A 19,200-nucleotide genomic window follows, 5' to 3' on the forward strand; every position below is an offset into this window, starting at 1 on the left:
CTTACTTTTCGGCTATGCCCGATAACTCACGTATGTCCGTCCACGAGAGCCACTGAGTCGCCATGGGGGTACTCAAGGACCACCCGGAACTCGTCCTCTTCGCGAGCCTCGCGCTCGGCTACCTCGTCGGGAAGCTGCGCGTGGGGCCTCTCACGCTGGGCGGCATCTGCGGCACGCTGATCGTCTCGCTGCTGCTCGGCGCCTGGACCAAGGCACAGGTCTCCGACGATGTGAAGACCGTGTTCTTCGCGCTGTTCATCTTCGCGCTCGGCTACATGGCCGGGCCGCAGTTCTTCCGGAACCTCAACAAGAAGTCGCTGCGCTTCTTCGTGCTCTGCGGCATCGAGCTGGTCTGCGTCCTCGGCATCGCCTTCGGCCTCGCCAAGTGGTTCGACCTGGACGTCGGTACCGCCTCCGGCATCCTGGCCGGCGCGGCCACCGAGTCCGCCGTGGTCGGCACCGCGACCGAGTCCATCGGCAAGCTCAGCAATCTGACCGCGTCGCAGATCACCGAGTACCAGGGCAACGTCGCCACCGCGTACACGGTCTGCTATCTCTTCGGCCTGATCACGATCGTGCTCTACACGAGCCAGATCATGCCGATGATCCTCCGCATCAATCTGCGCGACGCCGCCCGCGAGCTGTGGGAGAAGACCCGCAGCAGCGGCAGCCTGGAGGCGGACGAGCGTCCGGCGCTGCCGGGCATGGTGGGCCGCACCTATCTGGTGACGACCGCCGACGGCCGCACGGTCAGTGATCTCCAGGAGCATCTCGACGAGCGGGTGACGATCGAGAACGTCAAGCGCGGCAGCAAGATCCTCACCGTCACGCCGGACCTCGAACTCACCCTTTCGGACCTGGTGCTCCTGGTCGGCCGGCGGGCCAACGTGATCGAGGCGGGCCGGATGATCGGCCCCGAGACCCCGGGCGTGCCCGGCCTCGATTCGCCGCTCGCCAGCCGCGAGGTCTCCATCACCGACAAGGCGCTCGACGGCAGGACGGTCGACGAGCTCCAGCGGGCCAACCCCGAGTTTCTGAAGGACGGCGTCTACGTCACCGACATCACCCGCGGCGACACCGACATCCCGGCCAACGGCGACACGGTGCTGCACCGCGGCGACGTCCTCACCCTGGTCGGCGCCCGCTCGGGCCTGAACAAGCTGGTCGCCAAGATCGGCTCGGTGGTCAAGAACGACGCCACCGACTTCATCTACCTGGGCCTCGGCATCGCGGCCGGTTCGCTGCTCGGTCAGATCGTGGTCAAGTTCGGCGACGTACCGCTCTCGCTCGGCACGGGCGGCGGCTGTCTGGTCTCCGGGCTGCTCTTCGGCTGGTTCCGCTCGCGGTCGCAGACCTTCGGCGCGTTCCCGCCGCAGGCCGCCTCCACGATCAAGGACATGGGGCTGGCCGTCTTCATCGCCTGTACGGGTCTGGTGTCCGGGCCGCAGGCCTGGCCGCTGCTCAAGGAGTACGGGGCGCTGCTGCCGTTCGCCGGGATCGCGATGGTGCTGATCCCCGCCACGATCTCGCTGTTCGTCGGGCGACGGCTGCTGAAGATCGAGAAGCCGCTGCTGATCGGCGCCATCGCCGGACAGCAGTGCTCGACACCCGCGATCACCGCCGTCACCCAGGTGGCGCAGTCGTCGGTGCCGCTGCTCGGCTACACGATCACCTACGCCCTCTCCAACTTCCTGCTTCCCCTGACGGGCCCCGTCCTCGTCGGCGTACTCGGACACTGAGAGGTAAGGCGTGATCGACTTCCTCAACCGGAACATCTTCCAGCCCCACCCCGAACTGCTGGTCTTCATCACCGTCGCGATCGGGTTCCTCTTCGGGAAGATCCGCTACAAGGCCATCGCGCTCGGCGCCGTCACCGGCTGTCTGGTGGCGGGGCTGCTGCTCGGCGCCCAGTTCAAGGTGACGATCGACGGGACCGTGAAGAACCTGTTCTTCACGATGTTCCTGTTCGCCCTCGGCTACAAGGTCGGCCCGCAGTTCTTCCGCGGCCTGAAGAAGGACGGCCTGCCGCAGGTCGTCAACGCCATCGTCGTCTGCGTCACCGGCCTGCTGGTCTGCTGGGGCTTCGCCGCCCTGCTCGGCTACGGTCCCGGGCTCAGCGCGGGCCTGCTCGGCGGAGCCCTCACCCAGTCCGCCGTGATCGGTGTCGCGCAGGACGCCATCGGCAACCTGCCGGGGCTGTCCGCGGCCCAGGTCAAGGACGAGAGCAACCTCGTCGCCATCGGGTACGCGGTGACGTACCCCCTCGGCACGATCCTCTGCGCGATGCTGCTCGCCAACGTCCTGCCGAAGCTGTACCGCAAGGACCTGGCGGCCGAGTCGGCGGCGCTGGCCAAGGAGCTGGACGCGCCGGACGACAACCCCGACCTCAACGAGGGCTACTACGAGGTCGTGCTGCGGGCCTACACGATCCAGCGCCCGGACATCGTCGGCCGCACCATCGAGGACTTCGAGCAGCAGCAACAGCAGCTCGGCCACCGCATCTACCTCACACGGGTGCGCCGCGACGGGCAGATCCTCGACCACGACCAGCAGACGGTGCTGCGCGAGGGCGACGTCGTGGCGCTGAGCGCGCTGCGCGGCTCGCTCGTCGCCTACGACGCCCGTACCCACATCGGCGGCGAGACCGACGACGTCGAACTGCTCGGCTACCAGACCGAGACGCTGCACGTCGTCGCCTCGGAGAAGGCCCAGCTCGGCAGGACGGTCGCCGATCTGCGCAAGGAGCCGTTCATGGTCGGTGTCTACATCGACAAGATCTACCGCTCCGGCGCCGAGTTCCCGTACCGCCTCTCCTCGACGATCGAGCGCGGCGACACGCTCATCCTGACCGGTCCCAAGCGGCTGGTGGACCCGGCGGGCAAGGCCCTCGGCAAGCCCGTGCCGACCTCCTTCGCGACCGACATGATCTGGGTCGGGCTCGGCATCTTCCTCGGCGGCTGCATCGGCATCCCGGCGCTGACCGCGGGCGGTGTGCCGATCTCCCTGTCCACCTCCGGCGGCGCGCTCATCATGGGCCTGGTCTTCGGCTGGATCCGCGGCAAGTACCCGACGTTCGGCAACGTGCCGCCCGGCGCCCAGTGGTTCATGGACACGCTCGGCCTGTGCCTGTTCGTCGCGGTCGTCGGCATCAACGCGGGCCCGAGCTTCACCTCCGGCCTGTCGACGGCGGGCTGGGGCCTGCTGATCTTCGGCGCGGTGGCGACGGTGATCCCGCTGATCGTCGGCTTCCTGGTCGGCCACTACATCCAGAAGATCCGCTTCCCGATCCTGATGGGCGTCCTCGCGGGCGGCCAGACCACCACGGCGGCGATCGGTGCGATCAACGAGCAGTCCAGATCCCAGGTGCCGACGCTCGGCTACACGATCCCGTACGCCGTCGGGAACGTGCTGCTGACCATCTGGGGCGCCGTGATCGTCCTCCTCCACCACTGAGCACCGTCCCTGAGCACCGCAAGAAAGCAGAGTCCTCATGCCGAAGACGCACCTGACCCGCGAGCAGATCAAGAGCTACGCCCAGCTCTCCCCCTTCGAGCTGAAGAACATCTTCATCGACCTGGCGAAGGAGGCGCAGGCCGACCAGCCCGGCCAGAAGGACAAGTCGAGCGTCCAGATGCTCAACGCGGGCCGCGGCAACCCGAACTGGACCGCGACCGGTCCCCGCGAGGCCTTCTACGCGCTCGGTTACTTCGCCCTGGAGGAGTCGCGCCGGGTGTGGACGGCCGACAACCTCGGCGGGATGCCGGAGGAGAAGGGCTCCTACGAGCGCTTCGACACGTTCGTGCGCCGCCACCCCGATCTGCCCGGCATCGAGATGCTCGCCCAGTGCGTGCAGATGGGCATCCAGCGGTTCGGGTTCGACAAGGACGCCTTCGTGCACGAGCTGACCGACAGCTCGATCGGCGACAACTACCCGGTGCCGGACCGGATCCTGCACCACACGCAGGAGATCGTGCGCGGCTACATCGCCGACGAGATGTTCGCGAAGAAGCCGCCGGCCGGGGACATCTCGTACTTCGCGACCGAGGGCGGCACGGCCGCCATGTGCTACATCTTCGACTCGCTCATGAAGAACGGGATCCTGCACAAGGGCGACAAGATCGCCCTGATGGTGCCGGTCTTCACGCCGTACATCGAGATCCCCGAGCTGGACACCTACGACTTCGACGTCACGTACGTCGAGGCCAGCATGTTCGCCGAGGCGGGCGTGCGCGAGTGGCGCTACCCGACCGAGGAGGTCGCCAAGCTGGAGGACCCGGAGATCAAGCTGGTCTGCCTGGTCAACCCCTCCAACCCGCCCTCCCTCGCTCTGTCGCAGCGCGTCGCGAACCAGATCAAGGACATCGTCGCGACGAAGAACCCGAACCTGCTCATCGTCACCGACGACGTGTACGGCACGTTCGTGGAGGGCTTCCGCTCCATCGCCGCGGACCTGCCGCGCAACACGCTGCTCGTGTACTCGTACTCCAAGCACTACGGCTGCACCGGCTGGCGGCTCGGCGTCATCGGGCTGCACGACGACAACGTGATCGACGAGCTGATCGCGGGGCTCCCGGCGGCGGAGAAGGAGCGCCTGAACAAGCGGTACGGGTCGCTCACCCTGGAACCCGAGAAGATCCGGTTCATCGACCGGCTGGTCGCCGACTCCCGTCAGGTGGCGCTCAACCACACGGCGGGCCTCTCCCTCCCCCAGCAGGTCATGCTCGGCCTCTTCTCGCTCTTCGACATGCTGGAGGAGGGCCAGGCGTACAAGGAGAAGATCCGCGGGATCGTCCAGCAGCGCCTCGAACTCCTCCTGGAGGGCGCCCGGATGAAGGTCGCCGAGGACCCGCACCGCGCCGGGTACTACATCGAGCTGGACCTGATGGCGCAGGCCGAGCTGGAGCACGGCGAGGAGTTCGCGGCCTTCCTGAAGAAGGAGTTCGAGCCCGTCGACCCGCTGTTCCGCCTCGCCCAGCGGACGGGCGTGGTGCTCCTCAACGGCGGCGGGTTCGAGGGCCCGGAGTGGTCGGTGCGCGTCTCGCTCGCCAACCTCGACGACCTGGACTACCTGAAGATCGGCCACCATCTGCGGGCGATCTTCGACGGCTACGCGGAGGAGTGGCGGGCCACGCAGGGCTGACGTCGGTCAGCCCCGGCCGGGTGGGGGACTCCGCAGAGCGCCGGCCGGGGCTGCAACCCCCGTATTCCAGTGGCTAGTTGACCGTCATGGTCAGTTGAAGGCGGCGAACGCCTTCTGGAACGCGTTCGCCGACTGCTCGATCGAGCTGCAGGTCGGCTGCGCCGAGTTCGAGGCGCCGCCGTCGCACTGCTTGTCGCGGGTGGCCGACCACATCGACAGGCCGCCCAGGCCCTTCTCCTTGGCGAAGGAGACCAGCTGGGTGGCGTCGTCGACCTTGAAGACCTCCGACGAGACGTCGTTGACGCCGATCATCGGGGTGATGCCGACGGCCTTCCAGGCGGCCGCGTCGGACAGGCCGAGCGCCGTCTTGATCTGGGCCTGCGTGGCGGTCGCGGCCTGCTCGGCGTAGGTGCCCATGTCACCGCTGTAGGACGCCCCGTAGTCCATCGCCATGATGTTGACGAGGTCGGCCTTCACGCCGTTGTCCTTGGCGTTCTTCAGGAAGTTCACGCCGTCGGACGTCAGGCCCTCGGGCATGACCGGCAGGGTGAAGGAGACGTTCAGGTCCGCGTTGTTCTTCTGGAGCGTGGCGATCGCCTGGGCCCGCTTGGTGTTCGCGGCCGTGTCCGGCAGCGCGCCGCCCTCGACGTCGAAGTCGACCTTGGTGAGCTTGAACTGGTCGACGACCTTCTGGTACGCCGCCGCCAGGTCGGACGCCGAGGAGCAGGCCTGCGCCAGCTCGGTGCCGGAGGCGCCGCCGAAGGAGACCCGGACGTCGCCGCCGGCGGACCGCAGGTCGCCTATCTGCTCGGCCACCTCGTCGCTGCCGAGGTCGGTGACGCCGCCCCACTTCGGGGCGCAGGAGCCGCCGGAGGTGATGAAGGCGAGGTTGTACTCCTTGACGCCGGTGGCCTTGGACGAGGCGACCAGGTCGAACTTCGGGTACAGCGACGTGTCGACGTACGGGGCGAAGGCGGCGCCGCTCGCGGCGGACCCGGAGCCCGTGCCGGAGGTGGCCGACTGCGAGGGGCTCGCGGACGTCGTGGCCGTCTTCGTGGGCTCGGCGCTCTGCGAGGCCGACGCCGAGGCGGTCGGGGACGGGGTCGCCGACCCGGTCGGGCGGCCGCTCGGCTCCGGGGTGGCGCCGTCGTCCACGGAACACGCGGTGTCGTCGATCGTGCAGCCGGTCGGATCCGCGTCACCGGCGACCACGAAGCCGACGGTCAGGGACTTGCCGGCGGCGATGCCCGCCTTGTCCCAGGAGGCGGGGGTGACGGTGACGTGCTGCCCGTCGGTCTTCGACTCGGCGTTCCACAGGGAGCTGAGCTTCGCGCCCTCGGGCAGGTCGAACTCCAGGGTCCAGCCCGTCCGGGCCGCGTTCGTGTCGTTGGTGACGACGTACTGGCCGGTGTAGCCGCCGGACCAGCTGCTGGTCTTCGTGTACGCGGCGCCGACCGAGGCCGCCGACGCGGTGGAGGTGAAGAAGAACGCGCCGCCGCCCACCACGGCCGCGGCGAGCAGACCGCCGATGGCCTTGTTCCTGCCGCTGATCCTGCCGCGCCGGTGCGTGCTGCTCATGACGTGCCTGCCTTAGAGAACGGGGGTGTTGGGGGTGAGCAGCACGCTAGCGATCAGGAACCCGTCAATTCGGGCAACAAGGAAGGGAGTTGCGGATCTTAGGGTTGGCTTAAGGAAGGGATCGGGAGCGATTAAAGGTCGAGACCAGTCCTTTACGTTCCCGGCCGCGATGTCCGCGTCCCCGGCGGCCCTCGGCGGGCGCCCTGCGGTCCAGCTGCACCCAGATCCGCACCTCGGTGCCGCCCAGCACGGACGAGCCGATCGTCACGTCGCCGCCGGTCGACTCGGCGAGCCGGCGCACGATGTCGAGGCCGAGCCCGGTGGAGCCCACCCGGCCGTCGGCCGAGCCGCGGGCCATCGCCGCCGCCGGGTCGACGATGCCGGGACCGGCGTCGGAGACCAGCACGATCACGGCGTCCTCGCCGCTGTGCACGTCGACGGCGAAGGCGGTGCCCTCGGGGGTGTGCCGGAAGACGTTGCCGAGCAGGGCGTCGAGGGCGGCGGCCAGCTCCCCGCGGGCCACCGGGATGCGGACCGGCCGGTCGACCCCGGCGACCCGCACCTTGCGTCCCTCGTCCTCGGCGAGCGCGGACCAGAAGTCCATCCGCTCCCGGATCACCTCGGCCGCGTCGCAGCCCGCGCCCGGTCCGGCCGCGGCGGTCTGCGGCTTGGCGTCGCGCGCCGTGCGGATGATGGCGTCGACCTCGCGCTCCAGCTGCTCGACGGCGACGCGGGTCTGGTCGGCGGCGGGCCCGGCGCCGAGCGAGGCGGCGTTGAGCCGCAGCACGGTGAGCGGGGTGCGCAGCCGGTGCGAGAGGTCGGCGGCCAGCTCGCGCTCGTTGGCGAGGAGCTGCACCACCTGGTCGGCCATGGAGTTGAACGCGACGGCGGCGAGCCGCAGTTCGGTGGGCCCGTCCTCGGGCACCCGCGCGCCGAGCTTTCCCTCGCCCAGGTCGTGGGCTGCGCCGACGAGTCGCTGGGCGGGCTGCACCATGCGCACCCCGAGCCGGTCGGCGACGGCCACGGACCCGATGATCAGGGCGACGCCGACACCCGCGAGGACCACCCAGGCGGTGGTGACGCCGTTGGTGACCTCGTCCTCGGGGACGTACACCTCGACGACGGCGATCTTCTCGGCGCTGACCGCGATCGGCTGCAGCCACACCGAGCCGCCGGGCACGTCGTGCACGGTGGCCCGCTGCACCCCGGTCAGCCGGTCCTCGGCGAGCCGCTGCCGGCCGAGCCGGATCGCGGGGGTGCCGCCGCCCGCGGGGACGTAGACGGACACCCGGTCGCCGCCGCCGGTCTGCGCGGTGGCGAGGGCGCGGGCGAGCTGATCGCGGTCGGTGGTGATGGAGAGGGTGGGACCGAGGGCGGCGGCGGTCCGCTCCGCGCTGGAGAAGGCCCGGTCGCGGGCCATCTCCTTGATGACGAGGCCGAGCGGGATCGCGAACGCGACGACGACCATGGTGGTGACGGCCAGACAGACCTTGACCAGCGCCCACCTCATGGCGCGGGCTCCGGGCGCGGCGGCTCCAGCTTCACGCCGACACCGCGCAGGGTGTGCAGATAGCGCGGCCGCGCCGCCGTCTCGCCCAACTTCCGGCGCAGCCAGGACAGGTGGACGTCGATGGTCTGGTCGTCGCCGTAGCTCTGCTGCCACACCTCGGCGAGGAGTTCCTTGCGCGCGACGACGACACCGGGGCGTCCGGCGAGGAAGGCGAGCAGGTCGAACTCGCGGCGGGTCAGGTCGAGCGGTGTCCCGTCGAGCACGGCCTGGCGGCGCAGCGGATCGATGGAGAGCCCGCCGACCTGGATCAGCCGGGACGGCGGCTCGGCGCCCGCGCTGCCCCGGGCGCGCCGCAGCACGGCGGCCATCCGGGCGGAGAGGTGTTCGGGCGAGAAGGGCTTGGTGAGGTAGTCGTCGGCGCCGTCGTTGAGCAGCCGGACGATCTCCGCCTCGTCGTCCCGCGCCGTGGCGATGATCACCGGTACGTCGGTGATCCCGCGCAGCATCTTCAGCGCCTCGGCCCCGTCCAGGTCGGGCAGACCGAGGTCGAGGATCACCACGTCGAACCGGAGATGGGCGACCTCGCGCAGCGCCTCCAGGGCCGTGCCGACGCTGCGCACGGTGTGTGCGGCGTCGGTCAGGTGCCGGATGAGAGCGGAGCGCACGAACTGGTCGTCCTCGACCACGAGCACACTTGCCATGGGCGGCACCGTACGCCATCCGGGCGTTCGCGATCCTCTTCCGGGTGACCGTGGACCTCGGGGGACAGCAGTGGCGGGCGTGGTGCAGTATGGCCCGCGATGCCATCGACGCCGTCCCCACCGACCTCCTTGTCCGCGCCGCCGGCCGCGCCCTCGGCTCCGGCCGGGAACCCGGTGCGGCGCGGCCTGGTGCACGCGGTGGCGTGGCTGCTCGCGACCGGCGCCGCGGTGACCCTGTCGTGGTGGGGCGTGCACACGGTGATGGCGGGCACGGCCTACGACCCGCCGAAGGCGCTGCCGGTGGTCGGCCAGGACGGGCCCGCCTCGCCGCTCGCCTCGTCCACGCACCGGCCGGAGCCGTCACCGTCGGCACCGTCCTCGGCGGCGTCCACGGCGCCCTCCCGCCCGGCCTCGACGAAGCCCGCGTCGCCGACCCGTACGACGGCCGCCGCACCGCCGCCCTCGTCGCCGCCCGGCACCTCCTCGTCCGGCACCCTGAAGAGCTACGCGACGGCCGGCGGGCGGGCCGTCTTCGACCTCGGCGACTCCTCGGCGACGCTCGTCTCCGCGACGCCGGGCGCCGGATGGTCGGTGCAGGTGTGGAAGCAGACGACGTGGATCCGGGTGGAGTTCACGTCGGGGACGGACAAGGTGTCGGTGTTCTGCACCTGGCACGACCACAGGCCGTCGGTGGAGATCGCGAACTACTGAGCGTCCCCGGCCGGTCGAGCCGGTCTACCGGAAGACGGAGGGCGGCGGCGCCGGGGACGCCTTCGCCGAGGCGTCCGCCACCGGGACCGCTCCCCCGGTGAAGTCGAGCAGCCCGCGGCCGTGCTCCACCCGCCCGGGATGCGGGTCACCGGCCGCGCGGCGGGTCAGCTCGGCCACCGGGAGCGGCAGCGCGGAGGCGGCCAGCACCGCGTTGCCGAACCGCTTGCCGCGCAGCACCGTCGGGTCGGCGATCAGGGCCAGTTCGGGGAAGACGGCGGCGGCGGTCGCGATCTGGCCGCGCAGATGGGCCAGGGGCGGCCCGTCGGCGAGGTTCGCCACGTACGTCCCGGTGGGCCGCAGGACGCGCCGCACCTCGGTCAGGAACTCGGTGCTGGTGAGGTGGGCCGGGGTGCGGGCCCCGCTGAAGACGTCGGCCACCAGCACGTCGGCCCAGGCGTCGGGCAGCTTGGCGAGCGCCTCACGGGCGTCGGCGGTGCGCACCCGGATCCGGGCGCCGGGATCCAACGGCAGCTCGGTGCGGACCAGTTGGACGAGGGGTCCGTCGCGCTCGACGACCTGCTGGGTGGAGCGCGGCCGGGTCGCGGCGACGTAGCGGGCGAGGGTGAAGGCACCGCCGCCGAGGTGCACGGCCTGCACCGGGCGGCCCGGGTCCGCGGCCAGGTCGAGCACATGACCGATGCGGCGCTGGTACTCGAAGGAGAGGTGCGCGGGATCGTCGAGGTCGACGTGCGACTGCGGGGCGCCGTCCAGACACAGGGTCCAGCCGGCCGGCCGGTCCCGGTCGGGTATCAGCTCGGCGAGCCCTCCGTCGACGCTCGCCACGACGGGCTCCCGGGACCCCCGGCCACCGCCCTCGCCCCTGCGCGCCTGCTGCTTCCCGCGTGACCTCGCCATTCGCCCATTATCCGCGGACGGCGCGGCGGCGGCTCAGCGGCAGTTGTCGGCGGCCTCGATCAGGCGTGCCGCCTCGTCGAGGGCGGCGCGCAGCACGGCCGGGTCGGTGACCAGGTCGGCGGCCCCGGTGCCGTCGGACTCCGGCGGCAGCAGCCAGCCGGTGCCCTCGACCGGCGGGGCGAGCCGGGCGCCGCGCCCCTCGGTGTGGGTGCAGGCGCTGCCCGGGACGTCCCAGCCGTCGGCGGTGCCGGGCGGGACGAGGAATCCGAGGGTGGCGCCGCCGTCGTGCAGCACGGGACCGACCGGTTCCGCGCACCCGCGGCGCAGGATGTCGACCGCTTCGAGCCCCTGCCGGGACGGGACGGTGACCAGGTCGCAGGCGCCGGGCGGCCGGTCGCTGTGCTCCTCGGTCGGACAGTGCTGCGCCGTCGATGTCGTGGGCTGTGTCGCGTCCAACACGTCGGCCCCTCCTCGTGTCAGATGGGGTTTCGCGCATGGTTCAACGCGCAGGAACGTCAACCGGCTACGGCGGCACGCCGCCGCAAAGGATGGCAGTTCATGGCAGATCGTGGGTGAGATATCCGTTTTGTAGCCAAACCCTGCGTGTCGGACCCGTCGCGGACGGTACCTTCGAGCCTCGCCGGAACAAGGACCAGCACGCCGCGTCGAGGTGTCCGTCGCACCGCGCCACCGCGCCGCCCGTCACCTCGGCACCCCGCTCCCTTGGTGTCCGGCACGGTTCGCACGGGAGGACCCGCTCATGACGTCGTCTCCGCATCTCTCGGATGCCCCGGCACCGCCGCCCCCACGACCGAATCTCGCCTTCCGGGAGCTGCGCGGTCAGCGCTCGCCGGGCGAGTTCGCGGCCGCGGTACGGCGATCGGCGCGCGAGATCGGCGAGCGGGTCAGTTGCGACGCGCGCTACATCGGACGCGTGGAGGCCGGCGAGATCCGCTGCCCCAACTACGCGTACGAGCGCGTGTTTCTGCACATGTTCCCCGACCGGACCCTCACGGACCTGGGGTTCTCGCCCCGCTCCGCGGTACGGGGGCGGGGCGCGCGCCCCGTCGTCCCGGCCCAGCACAGCCCCCTGCACGACCCCCCGCACCACGAGGAGAGCGACGTGCGACGTCGCGCGTTCATGACCGGCATGACCGGCTCGACGGCCACCGTGGCCGTCGCCGCCCTGGCGCCCTTCGGCACCGCCCCGCAGCAGGCCACCCTGGACCGGCATCCCGCACGCGCGGGGGTCGGCGCCGTCGAGGAGGCGATCCGGCGGATCCGGCTGCTCGACGACCGGCACGGCGGCGACGGCCTGTACCGGCGCGCCGCGGCCCCGCTGCGCACCGCCTTCGAACTGCTCGACTCGGGCGTGGCCGCGCGCGACGAAGCCGACCGGCTGCAGGCGGGCGCCGGTGAACTGGCCATCTCCGTGGGCTGGCTGGCGCACGACTCGGGTCGCTTCGACGACGCCCGCTCGCACTACGCGGAGGCGCTCGCGACGGCGCGGATGGCGGGGGACGAGGCGCTGGAGGCGCACGCGTTCTGCAACACCGCGTTCCTCGCCCGGGACGCGGGGCGGCCGCGCGAGGCGGTCCGGGCGGCGCAGGCCGCCGCGCGCGTGGCCGCCCGGCAGGGTTCGCCGCGGCTGCTGTCGCTGCTCGCGCTGCGGGAGGCCGGGGGCTGGGCCGGGCTCGGTGACCAGCGGTCCTGCGAGCGGGCGCTGGCGCGGGCACAGGCCCTGTTCGCGCGGGGCGGCACGGACGCCGACCCGGAGTGGATGTCCTTCTACGGCGAGGCCGAGCTGGAGGGGCTCGAGGCGCAGTGCTGGTCGGCGCTGGGCTCCTGGGACCGCGCGGCCCGGCACGCGCGGCGCGCCGTCGCCCTTCAGGACCCGCACTTCACGCGGAACATGGCGCTGTACACGGCCGAACTCGCGGACGATCTGGCCCGCGCGGGGCAGCCCGCCGAGGCCGCTGCCGCGGGGGGCCGGGCGCTGTCCCTGCTCCGGGACGTCCGGTCGTCCCGCATCGAGGGGATGCTGGCGACGACCGCCCGCGTGCTGCTGCCGCATCGCCGGGCGTCGGGGGTCTCGGCGTTCTTGACGTCCCACGCGGAGACGCGCCGCTGAGGCACGGGCACGTCGCCGGGTGCAGCTCACGTCGTGGCTGGCAGCCGAACGGTCAGGACAAGTGGCCCGTCTCGTTCCAGGATTCGATGGCCGGGTCGCCGTAGGCCCAGCTCAGGATCGAGAGCGAGGTGGGGTTCAGGCGGATGCGGGCCGCGAAATCGAGCGGGAGGCCCAGCCAGCGGGCCCCGATCGAGCGCAGGATGTGCCCGTGCGCGAAGACGAGGACGTCGCGGTCGGCGTCCCGGGCCCAGGAGACGACCTCGTCGGCCCGCGCCGTCACCTCGGCGATGGACTCCCCGTCGGGAACCCCGTCCCGCCAGATGAACCACCCGGGCCGCATCTCCTGGATCTGCGCCGGGGTCAGCCCCTCGTACGCCCCGTAGTCCCACTCCATCAGCGCGTCCCACGAAGCGGCCCGCTCCCCGAACCCGGCCAGCGCACACGTCTCGCTCGCCCGCACCAGCGGCGACGTCCGGACCTCGACCCCGTCGAGCCCGTCGAACGGAGCCCGGTGCAACCGCTCGCCGAGCAGCTTCGCCCCGCGGCGGCCCTCTTCCAGGAGCGGAATGTCCGTCCTGCCGGTGTGCCGTCCGGACAGCGACCATTCGGTCTGTCCGTGCCGGGCCAACAGGATGCGCGGTGCCATAGCGGGATGAACCTTTCGCCGAAAAGGGCGCGAGGAGTGTGAAGAGCGCGCCGGGGAAGGACGGGAGGGAACAGAATGAACGGGAGGCAACGGGAGTGTCACCACTTCCATCATCGCGCAACAGGAACGAAGGACGGCCCGTCGGGCAACCCGCCGCCTGATCCCAGCGTCTACGAGGGTCGGGGGTCACCCGCGCAGACCCCATATACGCCTTAAGGTGAGCTACGTGGCCAGAGGCCGCCGGACGAGGAAGAGGGGGAGCGGCCCGCATGTCGCAGATCGACCACGCACCGCGCACGGAGGCGATACCGGGCGTACGGCTTCGATGGTGGACCGAGCTTCCCCTGATTCTGCTGGTCTACAGCGCGTACACCGCGGGCCGGCTGCTGGCCCGGGGCGACGTGCAGACCGCCGTCGACCACGGCGTGTCGATCCTGCGGGCCGAGAAAGCGGTCCGCCTCAATCTCGAACACCCGCTGAACCGTCTCTTCACGCGCGAGGCCTGGATCGGCGTCCCCGCCGACTTCTGGTACGCCTCGCTGCACTACGTGGTCACCCCGGCCGTGCTGATCTGGCTCTTCCGCCGCCGCACGCACCTCTACCGCGCGGCCCGCACCTGGCTGATGACCTCGACGATGATCGGTCTCGTCGGCTTCACGCTGCTGCCGACCTGCCCGCCCCGGCTGCTCTCCGCCTCCTACGGCTTCGTCGACACGATGGCCCAGTACAGCTCGTACGGCTGGTGGGGCGGCGCGGCCAGCGCGCCCAAGGGCATGGGCGGGATGACCAACCAGTACGCGGCCATGCCCAGCCTGCACGTCGGGTGGGCGCTGTGGTGCGGCGTCATGCTGTGGCGCCACGGCGGCAACCGCTGGGCCAGGGCCGCGGGCATCGCCTACCCGCTGATCACCACGATCGTCGTGATGGGCACCGCCAACCACTACTTCTTCGACGCGCTCGCCGGAGCCGCGGTGATGGGCGTCGGCCTGGCGCTCACCCGGCCCGTCCAGCGGGTCGCGGCGCTGGTCAAGGAGTGGGCCGCCGATCTGCTCACCGGGTCGCACGGCGCCCCGGTGGCCGCCCCTTCCGCCACACGGTCCTCGATTGTCAGTGAGGAATGCCAGACTTCGCCGGGTGAGCGAATTCCCCGACAGCGCAAGGCCGCAAGCCGATCGCAGCCCCGCGACACCGGCGACGGGGCTGCGGCACCGGCTCGCTGAGCTGCGCGGCCCCGACACCCCGCCACGCCCGCTGGACGCCCGCGCCCTGGCCGCCCTCGCGGCGAACCCGGGGTGCAGTCGGCGCGCGCTCCTGGACGGCGCGGGTGTCGACAAGGGCCGGATCGCGGACGCACTGGGCGCACCGGCCTCCTTCGGCCAGTCACAGTTCGCGCTGACGCGGGGGAACGCGTTCGAGGCGAGAGTGAAGGCCGACGGCGGCGCCGAGCTGCTGCGGCTCGTGCACGCACGCGTGGGCTCCGCCGGGACGCCCGAGCCGGCCCCCGAGCTCGTACGGACGCCCGACCTGTCGGCGACCGGGCCCGAGGGGCGCACCGCGCGCACCGCGCTGGCCCTGCGCGAGGCCGTCGAGTCGGCCGCCGCGTCCGGTACGTGGACGTTCCTGGACCATCCGATGGTCGCCCTGGACGTGGCGGGCAGCCCCGCGTTCCTGGAGCCGGACGCGGTGGTCGTGCACCCCGACGGGAGCTGGACGGTCGTCGAGATCAAGTCCTTCCCGATGATCGACGGCGCGGCGGACGCGGCGAAGGTCGGTGCGGCGGCCCGCCAGGCCGCGGTGTACGTCCTGGCGCTCGAGCAGGTCGCGGAGCGCACGCCGGGCGCGCGGGTCCGGGACCGGATCGTCCTCGTCTGCCCGAAGGACTTCACGAACCTGCCGGCCGCGTCCGCGGTCGACGTGCGCAAGCAGTGCTCGGTGACCCGGCGCCAGTTGACCCGGCTGACCCGGATCGAGCACATCGCGGCGGCCCTGCCGCCCGGCGCCGTCTTCGACCCCGAGCAGCCGCCGGCCGAGCTGACGGCGGCCGTCGAGTCGGTGCCCGCGGCGTACGCGCCGGAGTGCCTGGCCGCGTGCGAGCTGGCCTTCCACTGCCGGGACCGCTCCCGCGCGGCGGGCGCGGTGACGAGCCTGGGCCGTCCGCTCCGCGCCGAGCTGGGCGGTCTGACGACGGTGGACGCGGTGCTCGCCGCCGCCCACGGCGAGGCGGGCGACCCCGAGGACCCGACGGTGGCGGCGCTGCGCCGCGCGGCCGCCCTGCGCGCGGAGGCCCTCACGGAAGCCTTCGGAGGCGCGCGGTGCTGACCCCGAACCCGACCGTCCGCCGCCGTCGCCGCGAGGAGCCCGCCGCGTGAGCCTGATCAACCACCTGGCCCGGCTGGAGGCGACCAGCACCGGCCGCGCCCAGCCCACCGCCACGGTCCGCCACCGCCATCTGTCCCAGCGGCCCCTGGTCCTGGTCCCGCTCACCACCGCGGGCGAGACGGGCGCCCCGCTCGGCGCCCTCGTCGGCACCGAGCGGACCTCGCCGCGGCTCCTCGTCGTGGCGCAGCCCCGCGACCGCGATCTGCGCTTCGCGTTCCTGACCCAGCTCGCCGAGACGGTCCTGCCGTACATCGACGGGTACGCCGCCGACGTCGAGCTGACCGAGCGGGCCGAGACCGACCCGGCGACGAACAAGCGGGTCAAGGTCGAGGTCGAGCTGTGCGCGGACGCGCCGCAGCTGATCGTGCCGAGCCGGGCGGGCATCGAGTTCGTCCGGCTGCTCGGCCGCTCGATGCGCTTCCGGCGCACGGCCGAGCAGGACCCGGAGACGCCCTACCCCGCTCCCCCGCACGTCCCGCTCCTGGGCCGCTGGCTGACGCACTTCGGCGAGCGCGCGCGGGTCCCGGGCTCGGCGCTGCTGCTGGCCATGACGGACCTGCTCGCCCGGCACTGGGCGACGGGCCAGTCCAGCCTGGAGGACCAGCACCTCGGCGCGCTGCTCGCGTGGGTCGACGCGCCGGAGGGCACCTCGGGCGCCGAGGCCGCGTTCCGTGCCGAGCGCGGCCGGGACGCGCAAGGCCAGCTGCTGTGCCCGCCGGCCGGCCCCGCCACCGACCCGGCCTTCGACAACAAGCTCCTCGCGCCCGCCGTCGAGCGCTACGACAAGGCCCGTACGCGCCTGGCGGCCGCCGAGGACGCGGTCGAGGCCGACGGCCGCCTGGCCGAACTGACCGCGGCCGAGCGGGAGATCCACGCCCTGGTCGAGTCCCGCACCCGGCCCACCTGGGACGCGGTCTGGCGGGGGCTCGACGCCCTGTGCACGCTGCCCGAGGGGCCGCGCGCCACGGACCGCTGGACCCGCGACCGCTGGTCGTTCACCGGTCACCGCGACCGGGTCGCGGCGGGCGAGCCTCCGCAGCCGCGCCGCGACGACGCGGTGACGGCGGCGAACAAACTGGCCACACGCGAGCGCGAGCAGGCCCGCCTCGACGCCCAGGAGGCGCTCGACGACCCCCTCGTCATGGCGGGCCGGCGGCTCGCCGGGGAGGCCCTGGCCGGCGAGGTGACGGAGGTCGTCCCGGCGTACAACGAGAAGAAGCGCCCGCGCCCGCTGATCACCCTGCGCACGGACGACCGCCCGCATCTCGGGGAGCGCGTGAAGGTGTACCGCTCCCTGGACGGCAAGGCGCAGACCGCCGAGTTCGTGGGCTACGACGACGCGGCCGAGGACACGGTCGTCCTGCGGCTCCTCGACAAGATGGGGCGCGGCAAGGAGCCGGACCCGGGCTCCGTGCCGGACAAGGGCGAGCGGGTGTGCTGGACGCTGTTCGAGCACGAGCAGCGCGGCGGCCCGAAGCTGCCCGAGCCGGAGGAGACCCCGTGGACCCACGGCGGCCCGCCGGGCGCCGGGGCCGAGGCGCCCGACACCGCGACGACGGAGGACATCCTGTGACGACCGCCAGCGCCTCGCTCCCCGCCGACGACGTCTTCGACCCCGGCGCCGAGGCCGCCCGCGCCACCGCCGCGATCCTGCACGACACCCTGCACAGCGAGGCCCGCGGCGTGGTCGTGGACTCGCCGCCCGGAGCGGGCAAGTCGACGCTCGTCGTGCGCGCCGCGCTCGAACTGGCCGACGCCGGGCGCCCGTTGATGATCGTCGCGCAGACGAACGCGCAGGTCGACGATCTCGTCCTGCGCCTGCACGAGAAGCGCCCCGGCCTGCCCGTCGGACGGCTGCACAGCAGCGACCCGGACGCGTACGACAAGACGCTCGACGATCTGCCGACGGTACGGCTGTCGACCAAGGTCGGCGATCTCGCGCCGCTGCCCGTCGTCATCTCGACGGCGGCGAAGTGGGCGCACGTGAAGGTCGAGGACGCCGGGGGTCCGTGGCGGCACGCGATCGTCGACGAGGCGTACCAGATGCGCGGTGACGCGCTGCTGGCCGTGGCCGGGCTGTTCGAGCGGGCGCTGTTCGTGGGCGACCCGGGGCAGCTCGACCCGTTCTCGACGGTCGGCGCGGAGCAGTGGGCGGGGCTGTCCTACGACCCGTCGGCGTCGGCGGTGTCGACGCTGCTCGCCCACAATCCCGAGCTGCCGCAGCACGAACTCCCGGTCTCCTGGCGGCTTCCGGCGTCGGCGGCGCCGCTGGTGTCGGCCGCGTTCTACCCGTACACGCCGTTCCGCAGCGGCACCCGGGAGGGCGATCGCACGCTGGAGTTCCGTGCGGCGTCGGACGGTTCGGGCGTCGACCGGGTCATCGACGAGGCGGCGCGGGCCGGCTGGGGTCTGCTGGAGCTGCCCGCCGCGCACACGCCGCGCACCGACCCGGAGGCGGTGCGGGCGGTGGCGCTCGTGGTGCGGCGCCTCCTCGACCGCGACGGGCTCACGACCTCCGAGCGCGGGCCGGATCCGGCGCCGCTGACGGCGGACCGGATCTGTGTCGGCACCGCCCATCGCGACCAGGCCGCCGCCGTGCGCTCCGCGCTGGGCGGGCTCGGGGTGCACGGGGTCACCGTGGACACGGCGAACCGTCTTCAGGGGCGGGAGTTCGACGTCACCGTGGTGCTGCATCCGCTGTCGGGGCGGCCCGACGCGACGGCGTTCCACTTGGAGACCGGGCGGTTGTGCGTGCTCGCCTCGCGGCATCGGCATGCGTGTGTCGTGGTGTGCCGGGAGGGGGTCGCGGATCTCCTCGACGCGCATCCTTCGGCGGAGCCGGTGCAGTTGGGGGTGACGGTGAGGTTTCCGGACGGCTGGGAAGCGAATCACTCCGTGTTGAGCCGGTTGTCGGAGCATCGGGTCGCTTGGGGCTGAGGGTCGTTCGTCCGCGGCTCCGGTGGGGGCTGGTCGCGCAGTTCCCCGCGCCCCTGAAACGAGCTTCGCTCGTCCAGGAGAGGGGTTCGCCGGGTGTGGGCGGTGGCCCTCTTGCGGGAGCGCGGACAATGGAGGGTGGCCCGGGGGACGAAAACGGGCCGTACACCCAGCACGAGGAGGACCACCATGGCGGAGCCCGAGGGGCAGCGCCGTCCGCGCTTGCGGCCCGCGCCGTTGATCTTCGAGCCCGCGGAGGCCGCCGCCGACCCGGAGCACTTCTTCGACCTGGAGTCCGTCGAGGACCCCCGCGAACTGCTCTCCCGCGCCACGGAACTCACTCACGCGTTCCGCGCGGCGGCCGACCGCTCCGTCGAGTTCCAGGCGATCGCGGCGGCCCAGCTCGCCGACCCGCGCCGGTTCGACCGGCTGACGGCTGCGGACATCGCGGAGCGCGCGGAGTGGACCGAGGACTACGCCAAGAAGATGGTCGAGTTCGGCCGTGACCTGCTGCGCGGCAACGCCGAGCCGACGGCCTGAGCACCGGTCAAGGAC

16 protein-coding genes are annotated in these 19,200 nt (G+C 72.4%); 10 read left to right on the forward strand and 6 right to left on the reverse strand.

Going from position 1 to position 19,200, the window contains the following annotated elements; translation table 11 throughout:
• Positions 1–62: 62 nt before the first annotated feature.
• The 3 genes from aspT (ABT127_RS31565) to ABT127_RS31575 are packed head-to-tail and all read left to right on the forward strand — an operon-like array spanning position 63 to position 5,140.
• The gene (aspT, locus tag ABT127_RS31565) at positions 63–1,739 is read left to right on the forward strand and encodes an aspartate-alanine antiporter (protein WP_351457470.1); all 1,677 of its coding nucleotides are present in this window, start codon (positions 63–65) and stop codon (positions 1,737–1,739) included.
• A gap of 10 nt (positions 1,740–1,749) precedes the next feature.
• Positions 1,750–3,453: an aspartate-alanine antiporter gene (gene aspT / locus ABT127_RS31570; protein ID WP_351457473.1), complete on the forward strand. Its 1,704-nt coding sequence runs from the start codon at positions 1,750–1,752 to the stop codon at positions 3,451–3,453.
• A 37-nt stretch (positions 3,454–3,490) separates the two neighbouring features.
• On the forward strand, positions 3,491–5,140 hold the full coding sequence (locus ABT127_RS31575; RefSeq protein ID WP_351457475.1) for a bifunctional aspartate transaminase/aspartate 4-decarboxylase: 1,650 nt from the start codon (positions 3,491–3,493) through the stop codon (positions 5,138–5,140).
• Between the two features lie 90 nt (positions 5,141–5,230).
• On the opposite strand, the gene ABT127_RS31580 is transcribed toward ABT127_RS31575, so the two are convergent.
• From ABT127_RS31580 to ABT127_RS31590, 3 genes are all read right to left on the reverse strand, one after another.
• Positions 5,231–6,718: a glycoside hydrolase family 18 protein gene (locus ABT127_RS31580; protein WP_351457478.1), complete on the reverse strand. Its 1,488-nt coding sequence runs from the start codon at positions 6,716–6,718 to the stop codon at positions 5,231–5,233.
• A 109-nt stretch (positions 6,719–6,827) separates the two neighbouring features.
• Positions 6,828–8,228: a sensor histidine kinase gene (locus ABT127_RS31585; protein WP_351457480.1), complete on the reverse strand. Its 1,401-nt coding sequence runs from the start codon at positions 8,226–8,228 to the stop codon at positions 6,828–6,830.
• Positions 8,225–8,929 (reverse strand): response regulator transcription factor, encoded by a 705-nt coding sequence (locus ABT127_RS31590; protein WP_351457483.1) that lies wholly within the window; start codon positions 8,927–8,929, stop codon positions 8,225–8,227. The genes ABT127_RS31585 and ABT127_RS31590 overlap by 4 nt, the downstream gene beginning before the upstream one ends.
• Positions 8,930–9,103: 174 nt before the next feature.
• Here ABT127_RS31590 and ABT127_RS31595 point away from each other — a divergent pair, with 174 nt between their 5' ends.
• Positions 9,104–9,640 carry a hypothetical protein gene (locus ABT127_RS31595; protein ID WP_351457619.1) on the forward strand — a complete coding sequence of 179 codons (537 nt, stop codon included), beginning with the start codon at positions 9,104–9,106 and terminating at the stop codon, positions 9,638–9,640.
• Positions 9,641–9,664: 24 nt separating this feature from the next.
• Here the strand turns inward: ABT127_RS31595 and ABT127_RS31600 are convergent, their stop codons facing one another.
• Positions 9,665–10,555 carry a spermidine synthase gene (locus ABT127_RS31600; RefSeq protein ID WP_351457486.1) on the reverse strand — a complete coding sequence of 297 codons (891 nt, stop codon included), beginning with the start codon at positions 10,553–10,555 and terminating at the stop codon, positions 9,665–9,667.
• Positions 10,556–10,588: 33 nt separating this feature from the next.
• Positions 10,589–11,014 carry a hypothetical protein gene (locus ABT127_RS31605; RefSeq protein ID WP_351457489.1) on the reverse strand — a complete coding sequence of 142 codons (426 nt, stop codon included), beginning with the start codon at positions 11,012–11,014 and terminating at the stop codon, positions 10,589–10,591.
• A gap of 301 nt (positions 11,015–11,315) precedes the next feature.
• On the opposite strand from ABT127_RS31605, the gene ABT127_RS31610 reads away from it, so the two are divergent.
• Positions 11,316–12,686 carry an NsdA family TPR-like regulatory protein gene (locus tag ABT127_RS31610; RefSeq protein WP_351457490.1) on the forward strand — a complete coding sequence of 457 codons (1,371 nt, stop codon included), beginning with the start codon at positions 11,316–11,318 and terminating at the stop codon, positions 12,684–12,686.
• A 52-nt stretch (positions 12,687–12,738) separates the two neighbouring features.
• Here the strand turns inward: ABT127_RS31610 and ABT127_RS31615 are convergent, their stop codons facing one another.
• Entirely contained in the window at positions 12,739–13,332 is a 594-nt protein-coding gene (locus ABT127_RS31615; protein ID WP_351457492.1) for a histidine phosphatase family protein, read from the reverse strand.
• Between the two features lie 269 nt (positions 13,333–13,601).
• Between ABT127_RS31615 and ABT127_RS31620 the strand changes: the two genes are divergently transcribed.
• The 5 genes from ABT127_RS31620 to ABT127_RS31640 all read left to right on the forward strand — a co-directional run bounded on the left by ABT127_RS31620 (position 13,602) and on the right by ABT127_RS31640 (position 19,185).
• Complete coding sequence (locus ABT127_RS31620) at positions 13,602–14,552, forward strand: phosphatase PAP2 family protein (protein ID WP_351457494.1); 951 nt, start codon at positions 13,602–13,604, stop codon at positions 14,550–14,552.
• The gene (locus ABT127_RS31625; RefSeq protein WP_502971815.1) at positions 14,467–15,651 is read left to right on the forward strand and encodes a hypothetical protein; all 1,185 of its coding nucleotides are present in this window, start codon (positions 14,467–14,469) and stop codon (positions 15,649–15,651) included. Before ABT127_RS31620 ends, ABT127_RS31625 begins: the two co-directional genes overlap by 86 nt.
• 46 nt (positions 15,652–15,697) lie before the next feature.
• A complete protein-coding gene (locus tag ABT127_RS31630) occupies positions 15,698–17,284 on the forward strand; it encodes a hypothetical protein (RefSeq protein WP_351457496.1) in 1,587 nt (528 codons plus the stop codon).
• A complete protein-coding gene (locus ABT127_RS31635) occupies positions 17,281–18,648 on the forward strand; it encodes an AAA domain-containing protein (RefSeq protein WP_351457499.1) in 1,368 nt (455 codons plus the stop codon). The genes ABT127_RS31630 and ABT127_RS31635 overlap by 4 nt, the downstream gene beginning before the upstream one ends.
• Before the next feature lie 186 nt (positions 18,649–18,834).
• Positions 18,835–19,185, forward strand: coding sequence for a DUF8844 domain-containing protein (locus ABT127_RS31640; RefSeq protein WP_351457502.1), 351 nt, complete (start codon positions 18,835–18,837; stop codon positions 19,183–19,185).
• Positions 19,186–19,200 lie beyond the last annotated feature (15 nt).

It is taken from the genome of Streptomyces sp. NPDC001904 (assembly GCF_040297005.1).
Classification (GTDB): domain Bacteria; phylum Actinomycetota; class Actinomycetes; order Streptomycetales; family Streptomycetaceae; genus Streptomyces.